Origin of the sequence: Sphingomonas sp. (assembly GCF_042095875.1) — a bacterium.
Lineage (GTDB): Bacteria > Pseudomonadota > Alphaproteobacteria > Sphingomonadales > Sphingomonadaceae > Sphingomonas.
Window position 1 is genome coordinate 1 of record NZ_JBELMJ010000063.1, and the last position, 11,182, is coordinate 11,182.

At 69.2% G+C, this 11,182-nt stretch carries 11 protein-coding genes; 4 read left to right on the forward strand and 7 right to left on the reverse strand.

What is annotated here, in order from left to right; genetic code table 11:
• From leuS to holA, 3 genes are all read left to right on the forward strand, one after another.
• On the forward strand, positions 1-2,081 hold a 2,081-nt coding region (gene leuS / locus ACFDS6_RS15475; protein ID WP_375273005.1), incomplete at its 5' end, for a leucine--tRNA ligase.
• Positions 2,078-2,599 carry an LPS assembly lipoprotein LptE gene (gene lptE / locus ACFDS6_RS15480; RefSeq protein WP_375273006.1) on the forward strand — a complete coding sequence of 174 codons (522 nt, stop codon included), beginning with the start codon at positions 2,078-2,080 and terminating at the stop codon, positions 2,597-2,599. The genes leuS and lptE, both read left to right, overlap by 4 nt.
• Positions 2,596-3,600 carry a DNA polymerase III subunit delta gene (gene holA / locus ACFDS6_RS15485; RefSeq protein ID WP_375273007.1) on the forward strand — a complete coding sequence of 335 codons (1,005 nt, stop codon included), beginning with the start codon at positions 2,596-2,598 and terminating at the stop codon, positions 3,598-3,600. Before lptE ends, holA begins: the two co-directional genes overlap by 4 nt.
• Before the next feature lie 18 nt (positions 3,601-3,618).
• Here the strand turns inward: holA and ACFDS6_RS15490 are convergent, their stop codons facing one another.
• The 6 genes from ACFDS6_RS15490 to ACFDS6_RS15515 are packed head-to-tail and all read right to left on the reverse strand — an operon-like array spanning position 3,619 to position 9,155.
• Positions 3,619-4,530 (reverse strand): ParB/RepB/Spo0J family partition protein, encoded by a 912-nt coding sequence (locus ACFDS6_RS15490; protein WP_375273008.1) that lies wholly within the window; start codon positions 4,528-4,530, stop codon positions 3,619-3,621.
• Positions 4,527-5,312: a ParA family protein gene (locus tag ACFDS6_RS15495; RefSeq protein ID WP_375273009.1), complete on the reverse strand. Its 786-nt coding sequence runs from the start codon at positions 5,310-5,312 to the stop codon at positions 4,527-4,529. Before ACFDS6_RS15495 ends, ACFDS6_RS15490 begins: the two co-directional genes overlap by 4 nt.
• Positions 5,294-5,917: a 16S rRNA (guanine(527)-N(7))-methyltransferase RsmG gene (gene rsmG, locus ACFDS6_RS15500; protein ID WP_375273010.1), complete on the reverse strand. Its 624-nt coding sequence runs from the start codon at positions 5,915-5,917 to the stop codon at positions 5,294-5,296. The genes ACFDS6_RS15495 and rsmG overlap by 19 nt, the downstream gene beginning before the upstream one ends.
• Positions 5,914-7,632, reverse strand: a complete 1,719-nt coding sequence (mnmG, locus tag ACFDS6_RS15505; protein ID WP_375273011.1) for a tRNA uridine-5-carboxymethylaminomethyl(34) synthesis enzyme MnmG — start codon at positions 7,630-7,632, stop codon at positions 5,914-5,916. Before mnmG ends, rsmG begins: the two co-directional genes overlap by 4 nt.
• Positions 7,633-7,641: 9 nt before the next feature.
• Entirely contained in the window at positions 7,642-8,919 is a 1,278-nt protein-coding gene (gene mnmE, locus ACFDS6_RS15510) for a tRNA uridine-5-carboxymethylaminomethyl(34) synthesis GTPase MnmE (protein WP_375273012.1), read from the reverse strand.
• Positions 8,919-9,155 carry a DUF6489 family protein gene (locus tag ACFDS6_RS15515; protein ID WP_375273013.1) on the reverse strand — a complete coding sequence of 79 codons (237 nt, stop codon included), beginning with the start codon at positions 9,153-9,155 and terminating at the stop codon, positions 8,919-8,921. The genes mnmE and ACFDS6_RS15515 overlap by 1 nt, the downstream gene beginning before the upstream one ends.
• 157 nt (positions 9,156-9,312) lie before the next feature.
• Here ACFDS6_RS15515 and ACFDS6_RS15520 point away from each other — a divergent pair, with 157 nt between their 5' ends.
• Complete coding sequence (locus ACFDS6_RS15520) at positions 9,313-10,008, forward strand: dienelactone hydrolase family protein (protein WP_375273014.1); 696 nt, start codon at positions 9,313-9,315, stop codon at positions 10,006-10,008.
• Between the two features lie 38 nt (positions 10,009-10,046).
• Here ACFDS6_RS15520 and ACFDS6_RS15525 read toward each other — a convergent pair.
• Positions 10,047-11,182, reverse strand: a 1,136-nt coding sequence (locus ACFDS6_RS15525) for a DNA translocase FtsK (RefSeq protein WP_375273015.1), incomplete at its 5' end; no start/stop codon positions are given.

Consider the following 11,182-nt stretch of genomic DNA (forward strand, 5'->3'; position numbering starts at 1 on the left):
CGGTCGACATGACCGTGCTCGCCAACGAGCAGGTGATCGACGGGCGCGGCTGGCGCTCCGGCGCGCTGGTCGAGAAGCGCAAGCTGTCGCAGTGGTTCCTAAGGATCACGCAATTCGCCGACGAGTTGATCGAGGGGCTCGGCACCCTGGAGCATTGGCCGGACAAGGTCCGGTTGATGCAGGAGAACTGGATCGGGCGCAGCCAGGGATTGCGGTTCCGCTTCGCGCTGTCCAGCAGAATGGGCTCCGACGCCGGCAGCGTGGAAGTGTTCACGACCCGCCCCGACACGATCTACGGCGCGAGCTTCGTCGCGGTGGCGGCGGATCACCCGATCGCGCAGAGCCTTGCGGAAAAGGACGCGGAAGCCGCGGCGTTCATCGAGCGGTGCAAACAGGGCGGCACCACCGCCGCCGAGCTGGAAACGCAGGAGAAACTGGGCTTCGACACCGGGCTGACCGCGGCGCATCCGCTGGGCGCGGGCGAGCTGCCGGTCTACATCGCCAATTTCGTGCTGATGGAATACGGCACCGGCGCGGTGTTCGGTGTGCCCGCGCACGACCACCGCGATTTCGAGTTCGCGACCAAGTACCACCTGCCGATCCGCCGCGTGGTGGCGGACGGCGATCGCACCGATGCGGCGTTCGACGATGACGTGGCCTATACCGGCCCCGGCATGCTGGTGAACTCGCGCGAGCTCGACGGGATGAGCGTCGAGGACGCCAAGCGCGCGGTGATCGCGCGTGCCGAGGAAGCGGGCTGGGGCGAGGGAACGACAGTTTATCGCCTGCGCGACTGGGGCGTGAGCCGCCAGCGTTACTGGGGCACGCCGATCCCGGTGATTCACTGCGCCGCGTGCGGCGAGGTGCCGGTGCCGCGCGAGCAGTTGCCCGTGGTGCTGCCCGAGGACGTCAGCTTCGACGTGCCGGGCAACCCGCTCGATCGCCATCCGACGTGGAAGCATGTCGCCTGCCCGCGGTGTGGCGGCGAGGCGCTGCGCGACACCGACACGCTCGACACGTTCGCCGATTCGTCGTGGTACTTCATCCGCTTCGCCAGCGCGCCGGGTGACCGGCCGTTCGACAAGGCCGTGGCGGAGAGCTGGCTGCCGGTCGGACAATATATCGGCGGGGTCGAGCACGCGATCCTGCACCTGCTCTACGCGCGCTTCTGGACGCGCGCGCTCAGGCACGTCGGCATGCTCAACGTGCCTGAGCCGTTCACCGGGCTGTTCACGCAGGGCATGGTGACGCACGAGACCTACCGGCTCGACATACCCGACCACGATGGCCCGCCGAGCGCCTTGTGGGTCAATCCGGCCGACCTGACGGTGGGCGAGGGCGGTTCGCTGTCGTTTGTGACCAAGGACGGTGCCCGGATTCGCGTCGTGCGCGGCCGGGTCGAGAAGATGTCCAAGTCGAAGAAGAACACAGTCGATCCCGAACCGATCGTCGATCAGTACGGCGCGGACGCGGTGCGGTGGTTCATGCTGTCCGACTCGCCGCCCGAGCGTGACCTCGAGTGGAGCGAGAACGGGATCGAGGGCGCGTGGCGCTTCGTCCAGCGGCTGTGGCGGCTGGTCGATGCCGCGCCCGACGGTGCAACCGGGCAGGACGCCGCGCTCGACCGCAAGCTGCACCAGACGATCGCAGGAATTGCGGGCGACATCGAGGCGCTGTCGTTCAACAAGGCGGTGGCGAAGCTATACGAGCTGACCAGCGCGATCGAGAAGGCAGCGCCGTCCGCATCGCGCGCGGAGGCGATCGACACGCTGCTGCGGCTCGTGGCGCCGATGGTGCCGCACCTGGCCGAGGAAGCCTGGGCCGCGCGTGGTAAGCAGGGGCTCATCGCCGACGCAGCCTGGCCCGAGGCCGACCCGGCACTGCTGGTCGAGGATGAGGTCACGGTAGCGGTGCAGGTCAACGGCAAGCTGCGCGATACGCTGGTGCTGCCCAAGGGTGCCGCGAAGGACGCGGCCGAGGCGGCGGCGCTGGCGAGCGAGAAGGTCCTGCGCGCGCTGGAGGGCAAGACCCCGCGCAAGGTTATCGTCGTGCCCGACCGGCTCGTGAACATCGTCGCGTGACGCGGTTCCTTCCCCTCGCAGCGCTGCTGGCGCCGATCGCGCTGGGCGCGTGCGGCTTGCAGCCGCTCTACTCGGGCGGCAGCTCGGGCGCAGTCGCCAAGGCGATCGGGCAGGTCGATATTGCGCCGATCGAGGGCAAGGCGGGGTGGCTGGTCACCAACGCGCTCAAGGATCGTCTGGGCGCGGTGTCGAGTGGCGGCGCGCCGTACCGGCTGGTCGTGCGGCTCGACGATCAGATCAGCGAGCTGGGCGTGCGGCGCGACAACAGCGTGACGCGCGAGCGGCGGACGCTGCGCGCGCGCTACCAGTTGGTCGACGCGGCGCAGGGCACGGTGGTGCTCGATCAGACCGCGGGATCGGACGTCGGCATCGACGTCGTGCAGAGCGACTACGCGGTGATCGCGGCCGAGGACACTGCGCTGGAGCGGCTGTCGACGGTGATCGCGGACCAGATCGTTGCGCGATTGGCGCTGTACGCTCGCCGCCGCGTGCAGGCCGACGCTCAACCAGCGCCGTGAAGGCGACGCAGGCGCAACTGACCGCCGCGCTCGATCGCGGCGGCGGCGATGTCCGCTTGTTCCTGCTCCACGGTCCCGATGAGTCGGGCGCGATGGCGTTCGCGGCGCGGCTCGCGCGCGGCGTAGGCGAGGGTGCGGAGCGCGTCGACATTGATCCCGCAACGTTGCGCAGCGATCCCGCGCGGCTAGCCGACGAGGCGGCGTCATTGTCGCTCTTCGGTGAGCGGCGCTTCATCCGCGTTGCAGGGGCGGGCGAGGAGAGCGGCGACGCGGTCGAGGCGCTGCTCGCGGCGGCTAGTGCGGGCAATCCGGTCGTGATGGTCGCGCCGACGGTCAAGGCGACCGGGCGCGTGGTCAAGCTGGCGCTCGCGCACACACGAGCAATGAGCTTCGCCTGCTACCCGCCCGAGGGCAACAACGCCGAGAGCCTGGTCAACACGCTGGCGCGCGAGCAGGGGCTGCGGCTCGGCGCAGGTTTGGCCGCGCGGATCGTGCGCGCGAGCGACGGCGACCGCGCGATCATGACGTCAGAGGTCGAGAAGCTGGCGCTGTACCTCGACGCGGGCGTGGAACACCCGCGCGACGCGAGCGCGAGCGACCTGGCGGAGATCGGCGCGGAGATCGACGAGGGCGAGATCTCGCCGATCGTCGAGGCGGTGATCGCGGGCGACGCACCCGCGCTGATCGCGGCGTTGCGGCCGATGGAGGGCAGTGACGCATCGCCGATCCCGTGGCTGCGTGCGCTGGCGCGGCGGCTGGCGAGCCTCGCCGAGATGCGCGCCGCGGTCGACGCGGGCGAGGGGGCGGGGCAGGTGGTGAAGCGCTTCCGCGTGTTCTGGCGCGAAGAGGGGACGACGATCGCCGCGCTGCAACGCTGGAACGTCGCGCGGCTGACCCGCGCGCTGGAGATCGTGCGCGCGACCGAGCGCGAGGTGATGGCGCGCGGTGCCGCGGGTCGGACGATCGCCGACCAGCGGCTGCTGATGCTCACGCGGCGCTGAGACAGCGCCGGCGTGATGTCAGATGACGTCGCCGGTTAATCGCTGGCACACCATGTCGAGCTGCTCTAGCGTGCTGTAGTCGAGCGCGATCGTCCCGCTGCCCGCGGACGTGAAACTGATCCTGACCTTGAGCCCGAGCAGGTCGGCGAGCTGGTTCTCCAGCGCGGCGATATCGGCGCTGCTGGTGTCGCCGACGACCGGCTCGGCCGCGGCGCGCTTCGCCTCGCGAGGGCGCTTCTTGCCCGCGCTCGCCAGTTTCTCGGTCTGGCGAACCGACAGCCCCTTGGCGACGACCTGACCGGCGAGCGCGGCGGGGTCGGGCGCGGTGATGATCGCGCGCGCGTGGCCCATCGACAGCGAGCCATCGACGACCTGCGACTGGATCGCGGGCGGTAGGTCGAGCAGGCGGAGCAGGTTGGCGACGTGGCTGCGTGATTTGTGGACGACTTTGGCGAGCGCTTCCTGCGTGTGGCCGAACTCGCCGAGCAGCCGCTGGTACGCCTCGGCCTCCTCGATCGCGTTGAGCTCCTGGCGCTGGATGTTCTCCACCAGCGCGATCTGGAGCGTGTCGCTGTCAGTGTAGTCGCGCACGACCACGGGCACCTCGTGGAAGCGGGCGCGCTGCGCCGCGCGCCAGCGACGCTCGCCGGCGACGATCTGGTAACCGTGGCCGTGCGGGCGCACGACGATCGGCTGGATGATGCCGCGCTCGGCGATCGAGGCGGCGAGCTCCTCCAGCTTGGTCTCGTCGAAGTGGCGGCGCGGCTGTTCGGGGTGCGGGGAGATCGCGCCGACCGAGATCATGCGGACGGAGGCGCGCGCCTCGCCGCTGGCGGTCGCCTCGCGCTCGTCGCGTGCGACGTCGCCGAGCAGCGCGCCGAGCCCGCGTCCGAGACCGCCGCGGTTGCGGCGCGTCGCTGCCTCGCTCACGCCGCTGCCTCCGCTTGAACCTTGGGCAGGCGGACGATCAACTCGCGCGCGAGCGCCATGTAAGCCTCCGACCCGCTGCAGCGGTGATCGTAGATGAGCGCGGGAAGCCCGTGGCTCGGCGCCTCGGAAAGGCGGACGTTGCGCGGAATCACCGTGTCGAACACCACCTTGCCGAGGACGGCGCGCACGTCGGTCGACACCTGCTCGGTCAGGCGGTTGCGGCGATCATACATGGTGAGCGCGACGCCCAGGATCGACAGCGACGGGTTGAAGCGCGAGCGGATGCGCTCGACCGTGCTGAGCAGCTGGCTCAATCCCTCGAGCGCGAAGAACTCGCATTGCAGCGGCACGAGCAGTGCGTCGGCGGCGACCATCGCGTTGATCGTCAGCAGGCCGAGCGAGGGCGGGCAATCGATCAGCACGATGTCCCACTCACCGCGGCTCTGCTCGAGCGCGGTGTGGAGCCGGTGGGTGCGCTGGTCGAGTTCGACCAACTCGATCTCCGCGCCCGACAGGTCGACGGTGCCGGGGATGATGTCGAGCTTGGGCACCGCAGTGTGGACGACCGCGGCGTCGAGTCCGCCGGCGTCGATCAGCACGTCGTAGCTTGACCGCGTGCGCAATGCGTGGCCAATGCCGAGCCCAGTCGAGGCGTTACCCTGCGGGTCGACGTCGATCAGCAGCACGCGGTGGCCCGATGCGGCGAGCGCGGTGCCGAGGTTGATCGCGCTGGTGGTCTTGCCGACGCCGCCCTTCTGGTTGGCTATCGCGATGCAGAACATCGGGCGCGTACTCCTGTCGCGATCAGAATCGTGGACGCGGGATCAGTGATGCTCTGTTCCACGTGGAACGTTCCGTGCCACCCTGCGCGCGCTTTGACAATCTCGTCCTCGCCCGTCCGGCCGCGTGGGAGCAGGTAAGTGGTTAATGATCCACGCAAATGCGCGGTCATGGTGAGTAGTGCGTCGACGGTCGCAACCGCGCGCGCGGAGATGATGTCGGCCTGATCTACCTTCACCGTCTCGACGCGCGATTGGACCATGGTGGCGTTGAGCCCGAGCGTCGAGACGACCTCGCGCAGGAACAGTGCGCGCTTGGCGCGCGGCTCGACCATCGTCACGTGACCCCCGAACAGGATAGCGGCGACGATACCGGGGAAGCCGGCGCCGGTGCCGATATCCATCCAGCGCGTCGCGTCGGCAGATGCGAGCGCAACGAGCTGCGCCGAGTCGACGACGTGGCGGGACCAGATCAGCGGGATGGTCGACGGTGAGATCAGGTTCTGCCGCTCGGTCTCGCGCGTGACGATCGCGGCGAACTGCTCGAGGCGACCTACCGCCGCCGGATAATGTTCGGTCGCCCAGGCACGTGCTTCCTCCTCGGTCACGACGCCTGCTTCTGCTTGCGGGCGTGGAGCCACAGGGTGGAGAGCGCGGCGGGAGTAACGCCGCGTACGCGCGATGCCTCGGCCAGGGTGCGCGGCGCGGCGACGGTCAGCCGCTCGATCATCTCGTTCGACAATCCAGGGATCGCGCGCAACGTCGCGATTGCGGGGAGCGGGATGCCTTCGTCCTTGCGCATGCGGGCGATCTCTTCGCTCTGCCGCAGCAGATAAGGGGCGTAGCGCCGATCCTCTTCGATCTCGCGGATCAGATCGGGTGAGGCGCCGCCCAGATCGCCCGCGCCAATGCGGGTGCGTTGGGCGGAGCGCTGCTCGATGTGGCGGCGGCGCTCGGGCGTGAGACAGCCGAGTTCGTCGGCCAGGGCGCTGAGGCGCGTCTCGGCATTGTCGGCGCGCAGCGAGAGACGGAACTCGGCACGAGCGGTGAGCATGCGATAGGGCTCGCTAACGCCCTGCAGGACGAGATCGTCGATCATCACACCGATATAGCTGTTCGCTCGGTCGAGCTTGGCGGGTGCGAGATCGCGCGCGTGGGCGGCAGCGTTCAGGCCCGCGACTAGACCCTGCGCGGCAGCCTCCTCGTAGCCGGTCGTGCCGTTGATCTGCCCGGCGCAGAACAGGCCGGGGATCGCGGCGAGCGCGAGATGGTGGTCGAGCGCGCGGGGGTCGACATAGTCGTATTCGACCGCGTAACCCGGCGTGACGATGCGGGCGTGCTCCAGCCCCGCGATCGAGCGGACGAGCGCTTCCTGCACCTCACTGCCGAGCGAGGTCGAGATGCCGTTGGGATAGACGGTCGCGTCGTCGAGCGCCTCGGGCTCGAGGAAAATCTGATGCCCGTCGCGGTCGCCGAAACGGTGCACCTTATCCTCAATCGACGGGCAGTAGCGCGGGCCCTGGCCCTCGATCGCGCCGCCGAACAGTGGCGAGTCGTCGAGCCCGGCGCGGATGATGTCGTGGGTGCGTGCGTTGGTCCGCGTAATCGCGCAGGCGACCTGCGGCAGGATTCGGCGCGACGTCATCGGCGACATCGTCCACGCGTCCGCGTCGGACGGCTGCGGCTCGAGCATCGCCCAGTCGATCGTGCGGCCGTCGAGCCGCGGCGGCGTGCCCGTCTTCAGCCGGGCGATCGGCAGGCTAGCGGCGCGAAGTTGCTGACCGAGGCAGTTGGCCGGTGCCTCGTCGACTCGGCCCCCCTCGTGACGCTCGCTGCCGCGGAACAGCCGACCGCCGAGGAAGGTGCCCGTCGCGAGCACGATGGCACGTGCCCGGATCGTCTGACCTTCTGCAGTGACGATGCCGTCGACGCGGCCATGGTCGAGCAGCAGCTCGGCGGCTTCGCCCGCCAGCGTGTCGATCGTCGGGTAGGCGGCGAGCTGCTGTTGGACGGCGCGCAGGTAGCGACCACGATCGGCCTGCACGCGCGGGCCCTGCACCGCCAAGCCCTTGCTGCGGTTGAGCATCCGGTGGTGAATCGCGGCCGAGTCGCTGGCACGCGCCATGATCCCGTCGAACGCATCGACCTCGCGCACCAGATGGCCCTTGCCGAGCCCTCCAATCGATGGATTGCACGACATGGCGCCGACGCGGTCCGGACGCTGGGTCAGCAGGGCGACAGTGGCGCCGCGGCGTGCGGCGGCGGCCGCAGCTTCGCTGCCGGCGTGTCCACCGCCGACAATGATCACATCATAATGTTTCACGTGGAACACTCATTTTCCAACGCAGAAGCGCGCGAACAATGCATCTAGCATCGCCTCCGTAGCATCGACGCCGAGCAATGACGACAGGTCGGTACGCGCGGCGCGTAGATGCTCCGCTACCAGCAACAGGTCAGCTTCAGTGGTCGCCCGGATCAGCGCGGCGTGCGCGTGGACGACACGCTCGCGCTGCTGTTGGTGGAGCAGCGCGCTGGTGACCGGCGGCATGATCGCTGCGGCGCCGCGCTGAAGATGATTCCACAAGGCCTCGATCGAAGACGGATCAGTGATCGATGTGGCGAGGGCGCCGGCAGGAGCGGGTTGGCGACCCGAGGCATCGCTGCGCGAGTGAATGAACATTGCAGCGTCGGGTGCGTCATCCGGGTCGCCGAGCCAGAGCAGGATGTCGGCGCGCGCCATCGCGTCGCCCGCCCGCGCGATGCCGATCCGCTCGATATCATCATCGGTGTCGCCGCGAATACCCGCGGTGTCGATCAGGACGAACGCGGCCCCGCCGCGTTGCACCGATGCCTCCAACACGTCGCGCGTCGTGCCCGCCTGCGCGGTGACGATCGCCGCGTCGCGCGCGAGCAGCGCGTTGAACAGTGACGACTTGCCCGCGTTGGGCGGACCGGCGAGGACGACCGTCACGCCCTCGCGCAATCGCTCGACAGTCGGGCGCGCTAGAACGGTGGCGATGTCGGCGGCGAGACGAGCGACGTCGTCGCGGATTGCGTCGGTTGAGTGCGCGGCAACGTCGTCCTCGTCGCTATAGTCGAGCGACGCCTCGACCAGCGCGGAGAAGTGCGCGATCTGCGCGAGCCAGCCCGCGACTTCGCGGCTGATCTCTCCCTCGCTCGCGGCGAACGCACTCTTGCGCTCGGCCTCGGTCTCGGCGGCGAGCAGGTCGGCGAGGCCTTGCGCCTCGGCGAGATCGAGCCGGCCGTGTTCGAGCGCGCGGCGGGTGAACTCGCCCGCGAGCGCGGGACGCAGTCCGGGCAGGGACCCGAGTTCGGCCTCGACCGCGGCGATCACCGCACGGCCACCGTGCAGGTGAAGCTCGGCCAGGTCCTCGCCGGTCGCGGTCGCGGGGCCGGGAAATACGAGCACCAGCGCGCGATCGAGCGGGTCGCCCGCTGCGCTACGCAACGTGCGCAGTGCGGCGCGGCGTGGCGCGGGCACGCTGCCGCCTAGACGCCGCACGGCGTCGATCGCCGCGGAACCGCTGATACGCACCACCGCGATCGCGGCCGGAGGGCGGCCGCTGGAAACGGCGAAGATCGTGTCCATCAGCTCGTCGGCTTGGTGCCTGCAGCGAACATAGAGCGCCAGAAATCCATGCCGGCGTCGTTCATCGGTGCCCAGTTCCTGACCATGGCGCCGACCATCTCGGGCGAGATGCCACCTCCGTCGAACGCCTCGCGCATGCGCGCGACGTAATGCTCGTGCAGCGGCGTGAGGTCGGGCAGCCCCATCGCGCGGCGTGCCTCCTCGGGCGTGCAATCAACCTCGATCGTGACCTTCACTCAAACCTCCCACTTGGGTGCGGACGGGCCCGCCCGGTCGCTCTATGCGCCGCTCGCCGCGTCCGCGGCAACGCTGGCGCGTTGCGGGCGTTGGGTGCGGTGGCTAGGCAGTCAGGTGGTGCGTGCGAGCGGCCGCGACAATTGATGGAGTGTGAGGATGACCTGCAACGTCACGTTGGACACGCTGGATGGGCAGACGATGCCGGGATACCGCGCCGAGCCGGAGGGGACACCCAAGGCGGCAATCGTCGTCATTCAGGAGATCTTCGGCGTCAACGCCGGCATCCGGCGCAAGTGCGACACACTGGCCGAGGCCGGGTATCTCGCGATCGCGCCCGACCTGTTCTGGCGACTGGAGCCGGGGATCGAGCTCGATCCCGACATCGAGCCGCAGATGCAGCGCGCACTGTCGCTGATGGGCGAGTTCGACCAGGACGCGGGCGTGCGCGATATCGAGGCGGCGATCCGCTACGCACGCGACGCGAGCGGCGAGCGCAAGGTCGGCGCGGTCGGCTACTGCCTGGGCGGACGGCTCGCCTACATGACCGCGGCGCGCACCGACGTCGACGCGAGCGTCGGCTATTACGCGGTCGGCGTCGACGGGTTGCTGGACGAGAAGCACGCGATCGCGCATCCGCTGATGCTGCACATCGCGTGCGAGGACGGCTTCGTCGACAAGGAAACGCAGGCGAAGATGCACGCCGGGCTGGACGACCATTCCAAGGTCACGCTGCACGATTACGCGGGCGAGGACCACGGCTTCGCGACCGAGTTCGGCGAGCGGCGATCGGACGCGTCGGCGAAACAGGCCGACGAGCGAACGATGGCGTTCTTCGCCGAGCATCTCGGCTGAGTGGCACGGGCGGGGTTCGCCGGCCCCGCCCGCCGGTATCAGACCGGCTGTCCGTCGGTGTCGCGCAGCACCTCGCGCCGGCCGACGTGATCGGGACGGCTGACGACACCATCCTTCTCCATCCGCTCGATCAGCCGCGCGGCGGAATTGTAGCCGATGCGCAGCTGACGCTGGATCCACGAGGTCGATGCCTTCTGGCTCGAACACACCAGCGCGATCGCAGCGCGATACTGCTGGTCCTCGGCTGAATCCTCGCCGGTCGGTGCGCCGTCCAACGCGAAGCTCTGCTCCGGCTCCTCGGTAACCGAGTTGATGTAGTCGGGTGCGCCTTGGCTGCGCCAGTGGTCGGTTACGGCCTGCACGTCCTCGTCGCTGACGAAGGGGCCGTGGACGCGGACGATGCCCTTGCCACCGGGCATGTAGAGCATGTCGCCCTTGCCGAGCAGCTGCTCCGCGCCCTGTTCACCCAGGATGGTGCGCGAGTCGATCTTGCTGGTGACGTGGAAGGAGATGCGCGTCGGCAGGTTGGCCTTGATGACGCCGGTAATGACGTCGACCGACGGGCGCTGCGTCGCCATGATGAGGTGGATGCCCGCCGCGCGCGCCTTCTGCGCGAGCCGCTGGATCAGGAACTCGACCTCCTTGCCCGCGGTCATCATCAGGTCCGCGAGCTCGTCGACGACGACGACGATCTGCGGCAGCACGTCATAGTCGAGCTGCTCCTCCTCGTGCACCGGGCGGCCGTGCTCGTCCCAGCCGGTCTGGACGCGGCGGCCGAGCGGCGAGCCCTTGGCCTTGGCAGCGCGCACCTTCTCGTTGAAGCTGGCGAGGCTGCGCACGCCGACCGACGACATCTGGCGGTAGCGGTCCTCCATCGTCTCCACAGCCCATTTGAGCGCGCGCACCGCCTTTGCCGGATCGGTGACGACGGGCGAGAGCAGGTGCGGGATGTCGTCGTACATGCTCAACTCGAGCATCTTCGGGTCGATCATGATCATGCGGCACTGCTCGGGCGTCAGCCGGTAGAGCAGCGACAGGATCATGCAGTTCAGCCCGACCGACTTGCCCGAGCCGGTAGTGCCCGCGACGAGCAGGTGCGGCATCGGCGCGAGATCGGCGATGACGGGATCGCCCGCGATGTTCTTGCCCAGGATGACGGGCAATTGCGCGGTCA